Annotated in this window: 15 protein-coding genes; 10 read left to right on the top strand and 5 right to left on the bottom strand. The window is 63.1% G+C overall.

Features of this window, described 5'->3' with window-relative positions; genetic code table 11:
• Positions 1-293 precede the first annotated feature (293 nt).
• From MOV80_RS22005 to MOV80_RS21990, 4 genes are read right to left on the bottom strand one after another with little or no spacing between them, the layout of a single operon-like run.
• Positions 294-1,604, bottom strand: coding sequence for a TolC family outer membrane protein (locus tag MOV80_RS22005; protein ID WP_043594180.1), 1,311 nt, complete (start codon positions 1,602-1,604; stop codon positions 294-296).
• A gap of 50 nt (positions 1,605-1,654) precedes the next feature.
• Positions 1,655-4,708, bottom strand: coding sequence for an efflux RND transporter permease subunit (locus MOV80_RS22000; protein ID WP_043594177.1), 3,054 nt, complete (start codon positions 4,706-4,708; stop codon positions 1,655-1,657).
• Between the two features lie 7 nt (positions 4,709-4,715).
• A complete protein-coding gene (locus MOV80_RS21995; protein WP_043594174.1) occupies positions 4,716-5,780 on the bottom strand; it encodes an efflux RND transporter periplasmic adaptor subunit in 1,065 nt (354 codons plus the stop codon).
• A 1-nt stretch (position 5,781) separates the two neighbouring features.
• Positions 5,782-6,438, bottom strand: coding sequence for a TetR/AcrR family transcriptional regulator (locus MOV80_RS21990; protein WP_043594172.1), 657 nt, complete (start codon positions 6,436-6,438; stop codon positions 5,782-5,784).
• 170 nt (positions 6,439-6,608) lie between these two features.
• Between MOV80_RS21990 and argB the strand changes: the two genes are divergently transcribed.
• Together argB and MOV80_RS21980 are read left to right on the top strand one after the other, a co-directional pair.
• On the top strand, positions 6,609-7,490 hold the full coding sequence (argB, locus tag MOV80_RS21985; protein WP_118266542.1) for an acetylglutamate kinase: 882 nt from the start codon (positions 6,609-6,611) through the stop codon (positions 7,488-7,490).
• 161 nt (positions 7,491-7,651) lie between these two features.
• On the top strand, positions 7,652-8,086 hold the full coding sequence (locus tag MOV80_RS21980; protein WP_019100867.1) for a CBS domain-containing protein: 435 nt from the start codon (positions 7,652-7,654) through the stop codon (positions 8,084-8,086).
• Between the two features lie 169 nt (positions 8,087-8,255).
• Here the strand turns inward: MOV80_RS21980 and MOV80_RS21975 are convergent, their stop codons facing one another.
• Positions 8,256-9,023, bottom strand: a complete 768-nt coding sequence (locus MOV80_RS21975) for an IclR family transcriptional regulator (RefSeq protein WP_043594167.1) — start codon at positions 9,021-9,023, stop codon at positions 8,256-8,258.
• Between the two features lie 162 nt (positions 9,024-9,185).
• Between MOV80_RS21975 and MOV80_RS21970 the strand changes: the two genes are divergently transcribed.
• The 8 genes from MOV80_RS21970 to ylqF all read left to right on the top strand — a co-directional run bounded on the left by MOV80_RS21970 (position 9,186) and on the right by ylqF (position 18,479).
• Positions 9,186-10,373, top strand: a complete 1,188-nt coding sequence (locus MOV80_RS21970; protein WP_043594164.1) for an acyl-CoA dehydrogenase — start codon at positions 9,186-9,188, stop codon at positions 10,371-10,373.
• Between the two features lie 109 nt (positions 10,374-10,482).
• Positions 10,483-11,676, top strand: coding sequence for a CaiB/BaiF CoA-transferase family protein (locus tag MOV80_RS21965; RefSeq protein ID WP_118266544.1), 1,194 nt, complete (start codon positions 10,483-10,485; stop codon positions 11,674-11,676).
• A gap of 214 nt (positions 11,677-11,890) precedes the next feature.
• Positions 11,891-14,122, top strand: a complete 2,232-nt coding sequence (locus MOV80_RS21960; RefSeq protein ID WP_162896973.1) for a mechanosensitive ion channel domain-containing protein — start codon at positions 11,891-11,893, stop codon at positions 14,120-14,122.
• 101 nt (positions 14,123-14,223) lie between these two features.
• Positions 14,224-15,843 carry an electron transfer flavoprotein-ubiquinone oxidoreductase gene (locus MOV80_RS21955; RefSeq protein WP_118268586.1) on the top strand — a complete coding sequence of 540 codons (1,620 nt, stop codon included), beginning with the start codon at positions 14,224-14,226 and terminating at the stop codon, positions 15,841-15,843.
• 288 nt (positions 15,844-16,131) lie between these two features.
• The gene (locus MOV80_RS21950; RefSeq protein WP_019100861.1) at positions 16,132-16,701 is read left to right on the top strand and encodes a hypothetical protein; all 570 of its coding nucleotides are present in this window, start codon (positions 16,132-16,134) and stop codon (positions 16,699-16,701) included.
• Positions 16,702-16,741: 40 nt separating this feature from the next.
• Positions 16,742-17,080, top strand: a complete 339-nt coding sequence (locus MOV80_RS21945) for a DUF4870 domain-containing protein (protein WP_039754276.1) — start codon at positions 16,742-16,744, stop codon at positions 17,078-17,080.
• Between the two features lie 246 nt (positions 17,081-17,326).
• Positions 17,327-17,539 (top strand): DUF3820 family protein, encoded by a 213-nt coding sequence (locus MOV80_RS21940; protein ID WP_019100859.1) that lies wholly within the window; start codon positions 17,327-17,329, stop codon positions 17,537-17,539.
• Positions 17,540-17,543: 4 nt separating this feature from the next.
• Positions 17,544-18,479: a ribosome biogenesis GTPase YlqF gene (ylqF, locus tag MOV80_RS21935; protein ID WP_039754268.1), complete on the top strand. Its 936-nt coding sequence runs from the start codon at positions 17,544-17,546 to the stop codon at positions 18,477-18,479.
• Positions 18,480-18,481: the final 2 nt, after the last annotated feature.

The following is an 18,481-nucleotide window of genomic DNA, read 5'->3' as shown; positions in this document are numbered from 1 at the left end:
TACATTCCGCTCTCTTAGCCGCAATGCCTTGTCTCGCCCACGCTCGCGATATCGTAAGCACGTTCTCAGGCATTCTATGTTTGTGTTTAGCAAAAAGCTACACGCGCACTAAAAAATTAAACACCTGTTGCGCGGATGCCAGCGGAGGAGCGTGGAAGGGGCGGGGAGACGGCGGCCATGCCTGTTGGCATGGCTGCGGAGAACCTAAGCCAAGGCGCGCCGACGCAGGCAGTACTTGAGTACGGCAAGTCGGCGCGCAGCATCAGGGGTTTGTTAGCCACTCTTAGCGGGGGTTAACGGCGGATGACGGCGTTGAGCTTGCTCAGTACCTCGCTATCCAATTGGCCGGCGGCCTGGGACAGCGACAGCCGCGCGATCAGATACTCATACTTGGCGGTGGCCAGGCTGGTGAGCGTCGAGTAGTAAGCCTGTTCGGCTTGCAGCAGGTCGATATTGGTGCGGATGCCCACTTCCTTGCCCAGGCGGGTGGACTCCACCTTGCTCTTGGCGGAGATCAGCAATTGCTCCTGAGCGCGCACCAGAGCCGCGCCGTTTGTAACGCCCAGGAAGGTGCGGCGCACGTCTTCGCGCACTTGGCGGCGGACGGCTTCCAGCTTGTCTTTGGCGGACTCCTGCTGCGCCGCCGCCTCGCGCACTTGCGAGTTGATGCCGCCGCCGGCGAACAAGGGCAGGGTGATGCCGACGCCTATGCTGCTGCCGCGGGTGTGGGGCTGCTGCATCGGGGCGCGGGTCTGGGTATCGCTGTAGCCGGCGGTCAGGCTGATCACCGGCAGGTGGCCGCCTTTTTTCTCGGTGACGTTCTTGCCGGCGATTTCCAGCGTTTGCTCGGCGGCCTTGATGCTCAGGCTGTTGCGCAGGGCGATCCCGATCCAGGCTTCCAGGGTAGCCGGCGTCGGCAGTTCCAGCGGCAGCTTGTCCAACACCGGTTGAATGGTTTTGGGGTCCAGCCCGGTGATGCGGCGCAGATTGTTCTCCGCCAATTCCAGGCTGTTGATCGCCTTGATTTCCTGTGCCACCGCGCCGTCGTAGCCGGCTTGGGCTTCGTGGGTGTCGGTGATGGTGGCGGTGCCCACTTCGAAGGCGGTCTTGGCTTGTTCCAATTGTTGCTGGAACGTTTTCTTGCTGGCGCTGGTGGCGGACAGGGTGTCCTTGGCCAGCAGCACGTTGAAATAAGCTTGGGAGGTATCCAGGATCAGCTGTTGTTCAGCTGCGCCGTAGCTGGTTTCCGCTTGCTGAGTGGCCAGCTTGCCTTTTTGGTAGCCGGTGTATTTGCTGACATCGAACAGCGGCTGTTGCAAGTTGACGCCGTAGGTGGTGGAGTCGTAACCGCCTTGGCCCGCGGGTGCGATTGGATTGGTGTAATTGTAATTGGCGGTGGCGCCCACCTGGGGCATCAGCAGGGCGCGGCCTTGCGTCGCTTTTTCCCGGCCGGCGTCGAGGTCGGAGCGCGCGGCGGCGAAGTCGGCGTTGTAGTCGCGGGCGGCGCGCCAGGCTTCAACCAGGTCGAAGGCGTGGGCCGGCAGGGCGAAACCCAGCAGCAACAGGCTGCCCAGCAGGGGCAATCGGAATCGGGTCTTGTTCATTTGTGTTTATATGCTCGGTTTGTTTTGTCTTGTCGCGCGGCAAGGGGCCGTCAGGCCTGGGGCCGCCGTACCTTGAACCATTGCGCGTACAGCGCCGGCAGGAACAGCAGGGTCAGTACCGTGGCCACCAGCAGCCCGCCCATGATGGCCACGGCCATCGGTCCCCAGAACGTGCTGCGGCTCAGTGGGATCATCGCCAGGATGGCCGCCAATGCCGTCAGCATGATAGGCCTAAAACGTCTAATTGTGGAGCCGACAATAGCGTGCCAGGGATCGATGCCGTCGCGAATGTCGTGTTCGATCTGGTCAACTAGAATAACCGAGTTGCGCATGATCATGCCGGACAGCGCGATGACCCCCAGCATGGCGACGAAGCCGAACGGCGCGCTGAAAGCGATCAGGGTCAGCGTCACGCCTATCATGCCCAGCGGCGCGGTCAGCAGCACCATGATGCTGCGCTGCACGCTGTGCAGCTGCAACATCAGCAGGGTTACCACCACCACCAGCATCAACGGCGCCACCGCCGCAATGGCTTTTTGCGATTTGGCGCTGGATTCCATGCTGCCGCCGGTTTCGATGTGATAGCCCAGCGGCAGCGTCTGCTCCAGCGCTTGCATCTTGGGCAGCAACTGCCGGGAGATGTCCGCGCCCTGGGCGCCTTCCGCCGGATCCGCGCTCACCGTGATGGCGGGCAGGCGGTTGCGCCGCCAGATGATGCTTTCTTCCGGCTGATATTCGATGTGTCCGATCTGCGATACCGGCACAAAGCGGCCGCTGCCGGTTTGTATCATCAAGTTGCCGAGGCCGGCGACATTCTTGCGTTCGTCCGGATTGAGCCGCGCGACGATGGCGATGGCCTGGTCGCCTTCGCGGAAGCTGGTCACGGTGGCACCGGAAATCAGCATCTGCAATTGCTGCGACAATTGCTGAGAGGACAGGCCGAGCGCGCGCGCCTTGTCCTGATCAATGCGGATGCGCAGGGCCTTCACCTGCTCGCCCCAGTTGATGTTGACCTGGCGGGTGGACGGATGCGCACGCATCAGCGCTTCCACCTGGGCGGCGATGGCGCGCACCTTGACGTGGTCCTCGCCCATCACCCGGAATTGCACCGCGTAGCCCACCGGCGGACCGTTCTCCAGCCGGGTCACCCGGCCGCGGACATTGGGGAAGTCGTTGTCGAATAGCTTTTCCAGCCGTTTCTTCACGTCTTCGCGCACATGTTCGTCCCGGGTCATCAACATCAGCTGCGCGTAGTTCAAGTGTTGCAGCTGCTGATCCAGCGGCAGATAGAAACGCGGGCTGCCGCTGCCCACGTAGCTGGTGACGCTGACGATGTCCGGGTCGCGTTTGAGCAGGGCCTCCAGTTTTTCTACTTCGCGTTCGGTGGCCTGATGGCTGGCGCCGCGCGGCAGCCACATGTCCACCATTAGTTCGGGTCTGTTGGACGAGGGGAAGAACTGTTGAGCCACCAGCAGCTTGAAGGCGAGCAGGGACAGCACGAAGGCGGCCAGAGTCAGCGCGATCACGGTCTTGCGACGTTCCAGGCACCATTCCACCACTTGTCGGAAGCGGCGGTAGAACGGTTTGTCGTAAACATCGTGCGCCTCGTGGTGCTGGAGGTTTTCCGGCAACAGCTTGTAGCCCAGGTAGGGGGTGAACACCACCGCGACGATCCAGGACAGCACCAGCGCGATGCCGACCACGGCGAACAGGCTGAACACGTATTCGCCGGCGTTGGACTTGGCGATGCCCACGGGCAGGAAAGTGGCGGCGGTGATCAGGGTGCCGGTCAGCATGGGGAAGGCGGTGCTGGTGTAGGCGAAGGTGGCGGCCTGAAACTTGCTCCAGCCTTGTTCCAGCTTCAGTGCCATCATTTCCACCGCGATGATGGCATCGTCCACCAGCAGCCCCAGAGCGATGATCAAGGAACCCAGCGAGATACGCTGCAGGTCGATATTGAAGAAATACATGGCCAGAAAAGTCATCGCCAGCACCAGCGGTATGGACAGCGCCACCACGATGCCGGTGCGCAGGCCCAGGCTGAAGAAGCTGACGGCCAGCACGATGACCACGGCCTCCACCAGCGAACGCATGAATTCGCCAACCGCGTTCTTGACCACCTTGGGCTGGTCGGAAACCGAATGGATTTCCAGGCCCACCGGCATTTTGGACTGGATCTGCAGCATGGCGGCATCCAGGTTTTTGCCTAGGCGCAGCACGTCGCCGCCGCCCTTCATGGTGATGGCCATGCCCAGTACCGGCTTGCCGTTGAAGCGCATGGTGCTTAGAGGCGGATCAATGTAGCCGCGTTTGACCGAGGCGATGTCGCCCAAGCGAAAGGTTTTGCCGTTGACGGTGACCGGAGTGGCGGCGATGGCCTCCACGCTGGCGTAGTTGCCGGTGGGGCGGACCCAGATGCGGTCGCTGGCGGTTTCGAACACGCCGGACGGCGTCATCGCGTTTTGTTGTTGCAAGGCTTTCCAGATTGCGCCGGTATCCAGCCCCAGCGAAGCCAGCTTGGCGGTGGACAGGTCCACGTAGACGCGTTGCTCCTGCACGCCCAGCAGGCTGACCTTGGCCACGTCCGGCACGCGCAGGATCTCGCGCTTGGCGTCCTCCAGGTATTGGCGCACTTCCTCGTAGCTGAAGCCGTCGCCGGCGAAGGCGTAGATGTTGCCGAAGGTATCGCCGAACTCGTCGTTGAAGAACGGTCCCTGGACTTCCGCGGGCAGGGTGGCGCGGATATCGCCTATCTTCTTGCGCACCTGGTACCACAGTTGCTGCACGTTCTTGGGCGGCACGTCTTCGCGCACCGAAATCAGCAGCAGGCTCTCGCCCGGTTTGGTATAGCTTTGGACGTAGTCAATCTCGCCCATCTCCTGCAGCTTTTCCTCCAGCTTGTTGGTGACCTGCTGTTCCATCTCCAATGTGCCGGCGCCGGGCCAGTAAGCTTGCACCAGCATGGCCTTGAAGGTGAATTCCGGGTCTTCCTTCTGGCCCAGCTGGGTGTAGGCCCAGACTCCGGCCAGCATCAGCATCACCATCAGGTAGCGCACCAAGGACTGGTGACGCAGCGCCCATTCCGAGAGATTCAGTTTTTTCATGACCGTCTCAGTGCTCCAACAGTTTCACGGCCTGGCCGTCGCGCAGCAGGTGGATGCCGGCGGTGACGATTTTGTCGCCAGGCCGCACGCCCTGGGACAGGGTGGCGGAGTCGGCGTCCACGCGGCTGACCGTCACCGCGCGGCGAGCGACCTTGCCGTTGGGGGCGATCAGCCAGACATAGTGCTTGCCCTGTTCGTCCAGCAAGGCGGTCAGCGGCAGGCGCATCTGCGCGTCCGCGGCGTTAGGCAAGGCGACGCTGGCGGTCATTCCCAATTGCAGGCGGCTGGAGTCGCCGCTGATGGCGACGCGCGCGGCGTAAGTGCGGGTAGCGGGATCGGCGTCGGCCGCCAGCTCGCGCAGCGTGCCCGACATCGGCGCGCCGCCGTTCCATAGAGTCACCAGGAATTGGCCGGCGCGGCGTACCTTGTCCAGTGCGTTCTCCGGCACTTGGACCGCGACCTCGCGCGCGCCGTCCTGCGACAGTCTAGCCATGGCCTGGCCGGCGGCCACCACCAGGCCGGGCTCGGCGACCATCTGGCTCAGCACGCCGTCGGCGTCCGCCACCAAGCTGGTGTAGCCGGTTTGATTGCGGCTAGCGGCGAGCTGCGCCTTGGCTTGATCCACCTTGGCTCGGGCGGCGTTGACCGCGTTCTGTTGCCCGTCCACCTGCGCCTGGCTGACGAACTGCTTGGCTAGCAGTTCGCGGTAGCGTTTCAGGTTCAGCTCTTGTTGGCCCAGGTCGGATTGCGCGGCGGCCAACTGAGCTTGTTTGGCCGACAGGTCCAGCGCGTAGTCGCTGGGGTCCAGCCGAGCCAGCACCTGACCTTTTTTTACCCGGTCGCCGCTATTGGCCAGCTTGGCCACCACTTTGCCGGCCACGCGGAAGGCCAGATTGGTCTCGTGACGGGCGCGGATTTCGCCGGAGTAGCTATCGCCTTGTTGCTGGGCGGTGGCGCCCGCCACCACGTAACGGACGGGGCGAGGCGCTTCCGGAGGCGCCTCCGGTTTGCCGCAGGCGGCGAGGGTCAGACTGACGATGCCTAGCCAGAGGCAGTGAGCGGCAGTTTTCATGTCAATTCTCGTAGGTTGGATTCTTCAGGCCTTGCAGCACCAACTGCAAGGCTTCGCTCAGGTGCGCGCGGGAGTATTGATGCGAGTAGCCGCAGACATCGGGCACCACCTTGGCGAAGGAGTGGGCCCAGGTCATCGCCATCACCAGGGGGGCCAGCAGAGCGTCGCTGCTGCTGGCGATGGGCAGGACGCGGAATTCGCCGCTGTCCATGCCGCGGCGCAGGATGTGCTCGATCATGCTCAAACAGGGGGAAATCACTTCCGTGGTGTAGAAGCGCGCCAGTTCCGGGAAATTGGTGGCTTCGGCTATGGCCAGCTTGCACAGGCCGGCGGCCGGCGTGGCGCCCACTTCATCCCACCACTTGAGCAGGAGGATTTGTAGCAGCTCGCCCACCGGTCCCGTGTGTTGCTGTTCTAGTTCGACGAAGGCGCTGAGCCGGCTGGATAGATGGTGGCGCACCATGGCTTTGAAGATCTCTTCCTTATTTTGGAAGTACAGATAAGGCGTGCCCTTGGTCACGCCGGCGGCGCGGGCGATGTCTTCCATCTTGGTGGCGCTGAAGCCTCTTTCTACGAACAGGGTCAGCGCGGCGTCCAGGATTTCGCTGGGGCGGGCGTCTTTTTTGCGCTGCCAGCGTGAGGCGGGGACTTGTGCCATTGGGATATAGATGAATATCGGTTCATTAATGAGTTGGAATGTATTGCAGAATGCCGTTGTTCTGCAATTAATAAATTACAGTTCATTAACCGGCTTGATTAAAATGCAACAGATCAGACCATCAGGTCAGAACCGTCATATCGCCGGCCCGGCAACGGCCCGGCGCAACCATGGAGAACGCCGTGCCGACCGATGCAGCAGAAAAAGCCCTGATTCTTGCCGAAGCCCTGCCCTATATCCGCCGTTTCGCCGGCAAGACCCTTGTCATCAAGTACGGCGGCAACGCCATGACCGACGCGGCTTTGAAAGAGGGTTTCGCCAAGGACGTGGTTTTGCTCAAGCTGGTGGGCATCAACCCGGTAGTGGTGCATGGAGGCGGCCCGCAGATCAACGAACTGTTGAACCGCGTAGGCAAGCAAGGCGAGTTCATTCAGGGCATGCGCGTGACCGACTCGGACACCATGGATTTGGTGGAAATGGTGCTGGGCGGCCTGGTGAACAAGGAAATCGTCTCGCTGATCAACAAGCACGGCGGCAAGGCCGTTGGCCTGACCGGCAAGGACGGCCACTTCATCCGCGCCAGCAAGATGTATCTGAAATCCGAAACCGACGACGAGATCGACATCGGCCAGGTGGGTGAAATCTCCGGCATCGATCCGTCGCTGGTGTCTTTGCTGGACAGCCAGGATTTCATCCCGGTGGTGGCGCCCATAGGCGTCGGCGAAGACGGCGAAGCCTACAATATCAACGCCGACCTGGTAGCCGGCAAGCTGGCGGAGACTCTGAGCGCGGAAAAGCTGGTGTTGATGACCAATACCCCGGGCGTGCTGGACAAGAACGGCAAGCTGTTGACCGGCTTGTCCGCGCAGCAAGTGGACGGCTTGTTCGCCGACGGCACCATACATGGCGGCATGCTGCCCAAGATCAGCTCGGCGCTGGACGCGGCGCGCAACGGCGTCAACGCGGTGCACATCATCGATGGCCGCGTGCCGCACGCGCTGTTGCTGGAGATCCTGACCGACGCGGGCGTCGGCACCATGATCCGGGCCTGACGAGCCGCGAGGTCTCGACCTGGGGATGGCCGGCAGGCTTGCGTGCTTACCGAGGCGCCGCAGCCTGCGCTATAGTGGATTGGTAGGCGCTCGTCCGCGTCGTCTGGCGGTGGGAGAGGGCCACGGGAACGGCCGGATTGCCGGTTTGAAAGGGGACATGCATGCAAACGGTAAGACAGTTGTTGGACAGCAAGCCAAACCGCGCCTTGGTCTATGTGAACCCGGAGAGCACGGTGTTCCAGGCTTTGCAGGTGATGGCGGAAAACGACATTGGAGCGGTGCTGGTGATGGAGGAGGGCGGCATCGTCGGCATCTTCTCCGAGCGCGATTACGCGCGGCGCATCGTATTACAGGGACGCACTTCCGCCGGCACCAAGGTGCGCGACATCATGACCAGCCGCGTGGTCTACGTGACGCCCAGCCAGACGCTGGACGACTGTATGGGCCTGATGACGGAAAAGCGCATACGCCACCTGCCGGTGCTGGAAGGCAGCGATGTGATGGGCATGTTGTCCATTGGCGACTTGGTCCGCGCCACCATCGAGGAGCAGGAGCAGGTGATCAATCACCTGGTCCATTACATCCAGTCCGCTTGAACCCGGCGAACGGTCTCGCGCGCTTAGAACGTGTTTACGATCTCGCGAGCTAAGGCGGGACAAGGCGAAAACGGCTGAGAAAGCGGAGTGTACACACGGTACATGAGCATTTCGAAGCCGTACTCACCGTGCAACGCTCCACGACGCACAGCCAATCGTAAACAGGTTCTTAGCCCAGCGGTGCCAGCCGCTGACGCAAGGCCTTCAAGGCCGGCGCGATGCGTTCGCGCATCGCGCTTTCGTGCAAGGCGAAGGCCGGGCCGCTGGCGTTCAGCGCCATCGCCGGCTGGCCGGGCACGGCCAAGTGCACGCCCACCGCCATCACATCCGGTTCGTACTCTCCAAAGGACGCGGAATAGCCTTGGTGCAGATAGTCTTGGCGGGCCTCCTCCAAGCGCGTGCTGATTTCCCCCCATTCCGCGCCGTAGCGCGCGGCCAGCACCGGCTGCAGCTTGAGTTGCTCAGTCTCCGGCAAGCCGGCGTAATAAGCGCGGCCTATGGCGGTGGTGGCCAGCGGTACCCGAGAGCCCACGGTCAGCTGCACCGAGATGCGCGCCGGGCTGCGGCAGGTCTCCAGATAGACCATATCGCTGCCGTCGCGCAGCGCCAGGCTGATGGACATGCCCTGTTCCAGCGCGAACTCGCGCATCAGCGGTCCGGCGATCTGGCGGATGTCGTAGCTGGCCAGGACAGTGGAGCCCAAAGCCAGCACAGCCAGCCCTAGCCGGTAGTGGCCGCTGGCCTCGTCCTGGGCCAGATAGCCCAGCCGGGTTAAGGTGTAGCTCAAACGCGACACTGTTGATTTGGGCAGGCCGGTGCGTTTGGCCAGCTCCTGGTTGGACAGCGCCAGCTCGCCAGGGCGAAACGCCGCCAGTACTTCCAGCCCGCGCGCCAGCGCGGTGACGAACAACCGGTCCTTATCTGTTTCCAAATCCATTGCATCCATCTTGTTTGGTGAGCCTCCGCTTGGGTTGCGCGCTGCGGGCGGGCGTCGAGTTTCGCAAAAACGCTTTACATCCGTCCAGACGGCGATTAGTCTATTCTGCAATGTGAAACCAAATTCCGCAATGCGGAACAAGTTAACGCGGAGACAGAACTTATGGCAGCCCCTTCCAGTCGCGCGCCGTTCAGTTGGGACGATCCTTTGCTTTTGGCGGAATGCCTGAGCGAAGAAGAACGCATGGTGCAGCAGAGCGCCCATGACTACTGTCAGGACAAGCTGTTTCCGCGGGTGTTGAGCGCCAACCGCGAAGAACGCTTCGACCGCGAAATCATCAACGAGATGGGCGAGCTCGGCCTGCTGGGTTGCACTATCGAAGGTTATGGCTGCGCAGGCCTCAGCCACGTGGCCTACGGCCTGGTGGCGCGCGAGGTGGAGCGGGTGGATTCCGGCTATCGTTCGGCGATGAGCGTGCAATCCAGCCTGGTGATGCACCCGATCTGGGCTTACGGCTCGGACGCGCAGAAAGACAAATACCTGCCGCGATTGGCCAGCGGCGAATGGCTGGGCTGTTTTGGCCTGACCGAGCCAGACTCCGGCTCGGACCCGGCCAGCATGAAGACGCGGGCGCGCAAAGTGGATGGCGGCTATCTGCTCAACGGCAGCAAGATGTGGATCACCAACAGTCCGCAGGCCGATGTGTTTGTGGTTTGGGCCAAGGACGACGAGGACGAAATCCGCGGCTTCGTGTTGGAAAAAGGCATGGCGGGTCTATCCGCGCCCAAGATCCACGGCAAGTTTTCGCTGCGCGCCTCCATCACCGGCGAGATCGTGATGGACGATGTGCTGGTGCCGGAAGACGCCATCCTGCCGGGCGTCAAGGGCTTGAAAGGGCCGTTTGGCTGCCTGAACAAGGCGCGCTACGGCATCGCCTGGGGGGCGCTGGGCGCCGCCGAATTCTGCTGGCACGCGGCGCGTCAGTACACGCTGGACCGCAAGCAGTTTGGCCGCCCGCTGGCCGCCAACCAACTGATCCAGCTGAAGCTGGCCAATATGCAGACTGAAATCGCGCTGGGCCTGCACGCCGCGCTGCGCGTGGGACGTTTGATGGACGAGGGCAAGGCCGCGCCGGAAATGATCTCGCTGATCAAGCGCAACAACTGCGGCAAGGCGCTGGACATCGCCCGGCTGTCGCGCGACATGCATGGCGGCAACGGCATCGCCGACGAATTCCACGTAATCCGCCATGTGATGAATCTGGAGGCGGTCAACACTTACGAAGGCACGCACGATGTGCATGCCTTGATTCTGGGCCGAGCCCAGACCGGTATTCAGGCGTTCGCCTGATAAGCCGGCGCGGCCGGGAGGCCGGCCGCGCCGTTATTCCTGTCTGTCCTTGGAGGCCCGGCTTGCCGGGCCGCTTTTTTTCGATGGACCGATGTATCGGGAGACGCAGATGACGGGCGCGCTGGAAGGCATCAAGGTATTGGATTTGTCCAGGGTATTGGCCGGGCCGTGGACCGGCCAGTTGCTGGCCGATCTGGGCGCGGAAGTGATCAAGGTGGAGCGCCCGGGCTGCGGCGACGATACCCGGCAATGGGCGCCACCCAGCCTGCCGGACGGCACCGCCGCCTATTTTCTGTGCGCCAACCGCGGCAAGAAATCGCTGACCGTGGACATCGCCAAGCCGGAGGGGCAGGAGATCGTCCGCCGGCTGGCCGCCGACGCCGACGTGCTGATCGAAAACTACAAGGTGGGCGGGCTGGCCAAGTACGGGCTGGACTACGCCAGCCTGGCCGAACTCAACCCGCGGCTGGTGTACTGCTCGGTCACCGGCTTCGGTCAGGACGGACCGTACGCGCAGATGGCCGGCTACGACTACATCGTGCAGGGCATGTCCGGGTTGATGAGCATTACCGGTCCGGCCGACGGCGAACCCCACAAGGTGGGGGTGGCGGTCACCGATCTGTTCACCGGGCTCTACGCCGCCAACGCGATTCAGGCCGCCTTGTGGGCGAGGCAAGGCAGCGGCCGCGGTCAGCATATCGACATGGCTTTGTTCGACTGCGCGCTGGCGATGCTGGCCAACGTCAACATGAACTGGCTGGTGGGCGGCGGGGTGCCGCCGCGCCTGGGCAACGCCCATCCCAATATCGTGCCCTATCAGGTGTTCAAGTGCGCCGGCGACGGCCACTTCATCCTGGCCTGCGGCAACGACCGGCAGTTCCGCTCGGTGTGCGAACTGATTGGCCGCCCGGAATTGGCCGACGATCCCCGCTTCGCCAGCAATCCGCAGCGCGTCGCGCACCGGGACGTGTTGGTGCCCTTCTTGACCGCCGGCTTCTTGGCCCAGCCGCGCGATGCCTGGCTGGCGCAACTGGACCAGGCGGGCGTCCCCTGCGGGCCGATCAACACCGTGGACGAGGCCTTCGCCGACCCGCAAATCCGGCACCGGCGGATGCAGATTGAACTGCCGGGTTTGGACGGCGAGGCGGTGCCTCTGGTGGCCTGCCCGATCAAACTGTCGGACACGCCGCCTCAATATCGCGACGCGCCGCCCCGGCTGGGGCAGCACACCGACGCCTTGCTGGAGCAGGCCGGTTACGACGCCGAGGCTATCGCCCGTTTGCGCGGCGCGGGCGTGATCTGATGCATTGAAATGCTTTTGGCATTTTTGGCGTCTGGGTGTCGCGCGCGGATTCGTGCGAAAATGCGCCGTCGAGTTGCCGCCGGCGGTCTGCGCCAGGGCAAGGTCCACCGTCATGTTGAATGAAATGCCTAGCGTGAAGAGCCGCTTCATTTTCGCCTGTTGTCTGCTTGCCGGGTTTTTGTCGAGCTCCGCGGCTTACGCGGCTCTGCCGACAATGCCCAAGCCCGCGGCGAAGCAGGCGGCTTCGGCGCCCGCTGTCAGCCTGACGGACAAGCTGGCCGAGGCGCAGCAGGCGCTGGATCAATTGGAAACCATCAAGCTGGACAAGCTGCCGGCCGGCGTGACGCCGGGAGAGCTGTTGTTTCGTCGTGCCTTGCTGGAGCGTCTGGTGGCGTCCTACGCCTGGCAGCTGGATCTCGCGGGCGAACGCGATCAGCGGCTGAGGCAGCAAGCCGAGGCCGAGGAGGCTTTACGGAACTGGAGCGGCTTCGCGCAAGCCGGCCCTTATCCGGTGTCCTTGGTGGAAGGCTTGCGCAGCCGCTTGCAGACTGGAGGCTGGGAGAAAGAGACCCAGCAGGCTCAGCAACTGATGCTGTCGCAGATGCAGGAGGCGATGCGCAACAGCCTCAAGCTTAATGAAGTGAGCTTGCGCCAGGCGCGGGAACAGTTGGAGGGCGCGGCGGCCGGAGAGGCCGAGGCGCTGCGCTGGAAGATGGACGGCGCGCGTTGGCGTCGCGACATCAGCGCGTCGGAGTTGCTGCAGTTCGATGCCTTGGGACAGGTGCTGCGCATCCGCCAACAAACGTTGCAGGCGCAGCTGGAGCTCTGGCGCAAGCAACTGGACGGCATCGGCAAACAGGTCCGCTTTCAGCCGGCCGAGCTGGACGGGGTGCAACGGCGGCTGGGAGAGGAACGCCTGCGGCTGGAGCGGGAAATGGGCGCGCATGAGCAGCGCCGCCGCCGGGTTAAGGCCGAGTTGGAGGAGTTGGAGAGGCAGCTGGCCGCGTTGAAGCTTAAAAAGGACGCGCCGGCGCAGGCTGCCCTGCTACAGGATTTGACCCAGCGCACAGTCGAGCAACGCCAGGCTCTGGACAATAGCGACCTCGCGGTGCAACTGACGCGCATCCGACAAGAGGCCAACTCACAGGAAGGCGGCATTTGGGAATACCGCTACCAGCTGTACGCCGGCAAGGCGGCCAACCTGGCCGAAGTGGCCAGCGCCAGCCGCCAGGCCGGCGAGGAGTTGGGCGCGGTGCGCGACTATCTGCAAAAAGAGGCCGAGCTGACGATGGCCAAGATGGCGGACGTGCAGCATGAGATCGGTCTGGACCGCGGCAGCGGCCACGCGCTGGCCATGCTGCAACTGCTGCGCCAGCGGCTGGACATCGTCAACGCCGCTCAGCAGCCGGTGCAGGCGGCTTTGACCGGCATTCTGCTGCTGCAGCAGGAGTTCGATGTCGGCGCGCCGGCGGAGGGCACGCCGCAGGAGGTGTCCCGTCGGCTAAGCGAGCGCGTGTTGCAGGCGTCGCGGGCGCTGTGGAATTATGAGCTGTTCAGCGCCGACGACAGCGTGGAAATCAACGGCCAGAAAGTGCAGGCCACCCGCAGCGTGACCATCGGCAAGAGTCTGGGCGCCATCCTGGTGCTGCTGATAGGCTACGCCGCCAGCACTGCGTTGCTGCGCGCTTTGCGGCGCTTGGCCACGCATCGCTTGGGCGTGAGCGAAGCCGCCGCCAATATCTGGTGGCGTTGGAGTTATGTCTGCGTGATCGCTCTGCTGGTGGTGTTCGCGCTTAATCTGGTCAAGATTCCGCTGACGGTGTTCGCCTTCCTGGGCGGCGCCTTGGCGATCGGCATCGGCTTCGGCACTCAGAACCTGCTGAAGAACCTGATCAGCGGCGTGATGCTGCTGGTGGAACGGCCGCTGAAAGTGGGCGATTTCGTTCAGGTCGGCGGCATCAGCGGCACCGTCAGCAGCATAGGGCTGCGCTCTTCGGTGGTGCGCGCCGGCGACGGCATCGAAACGCTGATCCCCAACTCCACCTTCGTGGAGAGCGCGGTGACCAACTGGACGTACAGCAACCGGCGAATTCGCCGGAAAATAGCCATCGGCGTGGCTTACGGCAGCCCGCCGCGCGAGGTGTGCAATCTGTTGCTGGCGGAGGCGGAGCGTCATGGCCTGGTGCTCAAGGAACCGCCGCCTCGGGTGCTGTTCAGCAACTTCGGCGTCGACGCGCTGGAGTTTGAACTGGAATACTGGCTGGACATCGGCGACGCCGACTCCGTGCAGGTGGCCAGCGACTTGCGCCACATGATAGACGGCGCGCTGGCCAAGGCCGGCATCGAGCTGCCTTTTCCGCAGCGCGATGTGCATTTGCAACAGGGCGAGCCCTTACAGATTGAAGTCAGACGCGCGGGCGACGGTCGGGCGTCTGACAGTTTTTAAACGGTTGTTTGATTTTTGATCGCGCGCCATGCAACATGCATGCGGTAGCGGGGCTTTTGAACCCGGCGCGCGATTAAGGAGATGCAGTGGAACGCGATTACATGGAATACGATGTGGTGATCGTCGGCGGCGGCCCCTCCGGGCTGACCGCGGCGATTCGCCTGAAGCAACTGGCGGCGGAGCAGGGCCGGGAGGTCAGCGTCTGTCTATTGGAGAAGGGCTCGGAAATCGGCGCGCACATCTTGTCCGGCGCGGTGATCGAACCGCGAGTGCTCAATGAGCTGATTCCGGACTGGAAGGAAAAAGGCGCGCCGCTGAACACCGAGGCCAAGTCCGACCGCTTCCTGCTGCTGACTGAGACCGAATCCATCCAGCTGCCGACGCCGCCGCAGATGCACAACCACGGCAACTACATCGTCAGCCTCGGCAATTTCTGTCGCTGGCTCGGCCAGCAGGCCGAGGAACTGGGCGTGGAAATCTACCCCGGCTTCGCCGCCGCCGAAGTGCTTTATCACGAGGACGGCTCGGTCAAGGGCGTGGCCACCGGCGACATGGGCATCGGCAAGGACGGCGAAAAGACCGACGCCTGGCAGCCCGGCATGGAGCTATGGGCCAAGCAGACCATCTTCGCCGAAGGCTGTAGGGGCTCGTTGACCAAGGCCTTGTTTGAGCGTTTCCGCCTGCACGACGGCGCCGATCCGCAAACCTACGGCATCGGCATCAAGGAGTTGTGGGAAGTGAAGCCGGAACTGCACCAGCCGGGCAGCATCACCCATACCGTGGGCTGGCCGGTGGACACGGCCACCTACGGCGGCTCCTTCATGTACCACTTGGAGAACAACCAAGTGGTGGTGGGCTTCGTCATCGGCCTGGATTACCAGAACCCCTACCTGTCGCCGTTCGAGGAATTCCAGCGCTTCAAGACCCATCCGGCCATCCGCAAGGTGTTCGAGGGTGGCCGCCGCCTGTCCTACGGCGCGCGCGCGCTGACCGAGGGCGGCTTGCAAAGCCTGCCGCGCCTGACTTTCCCCGGCGGCTTGCTGGTGGGCGACACCGCCGGCTTCCTCAACGTGCCCAAGATCAAGGGCACGCACACCGCGATGCAGTCGGCGATGCTGGCGGCGGAAGCGGTGTTCGAACTGCTGGGCCAGGAGCAGCCCGCGCGCGAAGCCAGCGCCTATAGCGAGAAGTTCAAGCAGAGCTGGCTGCATGAGGAGTTGCACCGAGTGCGCAATATCCGGCCGTCGTTCCGCTGGGGCCTGTGGCCGGCGATGATTTATTCGGCGCTGGACACCTTCCTGTTCCGCGGCAAGGCACCGTGGACGCTGCGCCATCACCAGGCCGACCATCAAAGCCTGAAGCCGGCCGACGAGTGCGCGCCCATCGCCTATCCCAAGCCGGACGGGGTGCTGACCTTCGACCGCCTGTCCTCGGTGTTCATCTCCAACACCAATCACGGCGAGGACCAGCCGCCGCATTTGAAGCTGAAGGACGCCAGCGTGCCGGTGGCGTTCAATCTGGCCAAGTACGATGCGCCGGAACAGCGTTACTGCCCGGCCGGCGTTTACGAAATCGTCGGCCGCGAAGAAGGCGAGCCGCGCTTGCAGATCAATGCGCAGAACTGCGTGCATTGCAAGACCTGCGACATCAAGGACCCAAGCCAGAACATCGTCTGGACCACGCCGGAAGGCGGCGGCGGCCCCAACTATCCCAATATGTAAACGGGATGATTTGGCGAAACCCCGGAGCGCGCTCCGGGGTTTTTCTTGACAAGCCGGGCCGATTATTGGCAGCATGGACGACATGACTCAATCTTTCGCCTTCTTCAACAGCTATTTTTATTGGTACCGCACACCGGCGGCGCCAAGGGATGGCTGTGAACTGAAAGATTGATCCAGCACTAGTAAAGATTCCCGATAAATGCCGCCGCGCTACCGGCGGCATTTGTTTTTCCTCCCCGAAATACATGACCTCCGGAAGCCAGGCCAGACCCCTAGGAGGTCCGTTCCATGAATGAAGTCAGCGATGCCGCGCAAATCGCGCGCCAGTCTTGGTCCCTGCTATGTCCTTGCGACGCCGTGCCGGTGAGAGTGTTGACCGACGGCGAACGCTACGCCAACCATCCGGCGCCGGACGCCGCGTGGATGGCCGCCGCGCGACGCGACGGCGGCGTGCTGGAAAGCCGCTTGCCGCAACTGCGCGCGATGGCCATGCTGCTGGCGGCGCAACGCTGGCGCGAACGGAGCGGGGAGACCTCGGCGCGGCTGGCCGACGCCGCGGATTGGCTGGCGGCGCGCATTCTGCTGCTGGGTCTCAGCCATGTGTTGGTGACGGCGGAGAGCTTTTCCCTGCTGGATCTGGCGAACCGTCGCTGCCGCGCGTGGTCGGAACAGACCGGCCAGCCGTTTGCGCCGGCGCTGCCCATCCTGGTGGCGGACGCCGGCGGCGAATCCTGCCTGCAAGCCTGGAGCCGCAGCGCCGAAGTGGCGCTGGCTTTGGCCGGCGGCAGAGCGGAGGCGGCGTTGACGCGGCATTGCGAGCAGCGCTTGCAAGCGCTGCTGGCTAGGGTATCTTGTTAATTGTTTCGCATGAAATTTAAGCCGGGGAGGCATGATGTCGATGGACGTGATTACGCAAGAAGACGAACGCAAACTGAATAATCTGACCCTTGTGGTCTATATCCTGCAGGCAATCAGCCTGTTTGTCGGCCTGACAGGTTTGGTGGCGGTGATCATCAACTACGTCAAGCGCGACGATGTGCGCGGCACGCGCTATGAGAGCCATTTCAACTGGCAGATCCGCACTTTCTGGTGGGCCTTGCTCGGCACTGTGCTGGGCGTGGCGCTGGCCTGGATCCTGGTGGGCTTCGTGATCCTGGGCGTCACTTGGGTGTGGTACGTCTACCGCATCGTGCGCGGTTTCCTGAATTTCAACGACGGCAAGCCGATGCCGGAGTAAAGCGGTAAAAAAGACGGGCGCGGACATGGATGATGCCCGGCGCCCGCAAGGGTTCTGCGCGAACCGGAAAATGGGCGGCGAACGCCGCTGGTTTTTGAAGGCCGCCTACATGCTAAACCCCGTGCCTGCTCGTCCCCAGTTAAACCGCGCCCGCGTTTGCGCCATGTCAAGCCGGAGCCGGGCAACGGGCATGGTCAGAGCGCCGCGGTTTTGGCACAATGCGCAACTTGCTTGAAGGGAGCCGCAATGCAAGCCGATGATTTGCAAAGCCTGGTGACCCGGGCCATGCCGTTTGGCAAACACAAGGGCACGCTGATCTGCGATCTGCCCGGCAACTATCTGAACTGGTTCGCCCGCGAAGGATTTCCCCCCGGCGAAATTGGCCGCCTGCTGCAATTGATGCAGGAGCTGGACCATAATGGTCTAACCTATCTACTTGATCCGATAAGAAAGCGCTAGAAGCATGGCAATCCAATGGTTCCCCGGCCATATGAACAAGGCCCGCAAGGATGTGGCCGAGCGATTGAAAGACATCGACGTGGTCATTGAAATGCTGGACGCGCGGCTGCCGGCTTCCAGCGCCAATCCCATGCTGGCGCGCATGGCCAAGGGCAAGCCGCGGCTGATGATTCTGAACAAGCAGGATCTGGCCGACGCCGCCGCCACTTTGCAGTGGCTGGAATGGTATCGCGCCAAGAAGAACACCCAGGCGCTGGGCATGGACGCCGGCGAACGCGCTCCCGCTCAGAAGCTGGTGGCGGCCTGCCGCGAGCTGGCGCCGACGCGCGGCGGCCTGGAAAAGCCGCTGCGGGTGTTGATCTGCGGCATCCCCAACGTTGGCAAATCCACGCTGATCAACAGCATGAGCAGCCGCAAGGTGGCCAAGACCGGCAATATGCCGGGCGTTACCAAGAACGAACAGCGCATCATTCTGGCCGACGACGTGGAGTTGTTCGACACCCCGGGCATGCTGTGGCCCAAGATCGAGGTGGAAGAGGGCGGCTACAATTTGGCGGCCAGCGGCGCGGTGGGCCGCAATGCGATGGACGAGGAGGAAGTGGCGTTGGAGCTACTCAAGTATCTGCTCCAGCACTATGCGCCGGAATTGACGGCGCGCTACAAGCTGGACGACATCGCCGGCCAGCAGGACTGGCAGGTGCTGGAAATGATAGGCCGCAAGCGCGGCGCGGTGCAGTCCGGCGGCAAGATCAATGTGCAAAAGGCGGCTGAGATCGTGCTGACCGATTTTCGCGACGGCAATATCGGCCGCATCACGCTGGAACGCCCGGCCGAATGGCTGGCGTGGGAAAAGCGGGCCAAGGAGTTGGCGGCCATCCGGGCCGCCGAGCGCGAAGCCAGGCAACAGGAGAGAGACAGCAAGAAATCCGGCAGCCGTTGAGC

It is taken from the genome of Chromobacterium sp. IRSSSOUMB001, from assembly GCF_023507765.1.
Lineage (GTDB): Bacteria > Pseudomonadota > Gammaproteobacteria > Burkholderiales > Chromobacteriaceae > Chromobacterium > Chromobacterium haemolyticum.
Note: the sequence above shows the minus strand (reverse complement) of the source record. Positions and strands in the feature narration are given on the sequence as shown.

Bases quoted from the DNA above. Each gene is read 5' to 3' on its own strand.
- MOV80_RS22005 (WP_043594180.1), bottom strand. From the start codon at position 1,604: ATGAACAAGACCCGATTCCGATTGCCCCTGCTGGGCAGCCTGTTGCTG.
- MOV80_RS22000 (WP_043594177.1), bottom strand. From the start codon at position 4,708: ATGAAAAAACTGAATCTCTCGGAATGGGCGCTGCGTCACCAGTCCTTG.
- MOV80_RS21995 (WP_043594174.1), bottom strand. From the start codon at position 5,780: ATGAAAACTGCCGCTCACTGCCTCTGGCTAGGCATCGTCAGTCTGACC.
- MOV80_RS21990 (WP_043594172.1), bottom strand. From the start codon at position 6,438: ATGGCACAAGTCCCCGCCTCACGCTGGCAGCGCAAAAAAGACGCCCGC.
- argB (WP_118266542.1), top strand. From the start codon at position 6,609: ATGGAGAACGCCGTGCCGACCGATGCAGCAGAAAAAGCCCTGATTCTT.
- MOV80_RS21980 (WP_019100867.1), top strand. From the start codon at position 7,652: ATGCAAACGGTAAGACAGTTGTTGGACAGCAAGCCAAACCGCGCCTTG.
- MOV80_RS21975 (WP_043594167.1), bottom strand. From the start codon at position 9,023: ATGGATTTGGAAACAGATAAGGACCGGTTGTTCGTCACCGCGCTGGCG.
- MOV80_RS21970 (WP_043594164.1), top strand. From the start codon at position 9,186: ATGGCAGCCCCTTCCAGTCGCGCGCCGTTCAGTTGGGACGATCCTTTG.
- MOV80_RS21965 (WP_118266544.1), top strand. From the start codon at position 10,483: ATGACGGGCGCGCTGGAAGGCATCAAGGTATTGGATTTGTCCAGGGTA.
- MOV80_RS21960 (WP_162896973.1), top strand. From the start codon at position 11,891: ATGCCCAAGCCCGCGGCGAAGCAGGCGGCTTCGGCGCCCGCTGTCAGC.
- MOV80_RS21955 (WP_118268586.1), top strand. From the start codon at position 14,224: ATGGAATACGATGTGGTGATCGTCGGCGGCGGCCCCTCCGGGCTGACC.
- MOV80_RS21950 (WP_019100861.1), top strand. From the start codon at position 16,132: ATGAATGAAGTCAGCGATGCCGCGCAAATCGCGCGCCAGTCTTGGTCC.
- MOV80_RS21945 (WP_039754276.1), top strand. From the start codon at position 16,742: ATGGACGTGATTACGCAAGAAGACGAACGCAAACTGAATAATCTGACC.
- MOV80_RS21940 (WP_019100859.1), top strand. From the start codon at position 17,327: ATGCAAGCCGATGATTTGCAAAGCCTGGTGACCCGGGCCATGCCGTTT.
- ylqF (WP_039754268.1), top strand. From the start codon at position 17,544: ATGGCAATCCAATGGTTCCCCGGCCATATGAACAAGGCCCGCAAGGAT.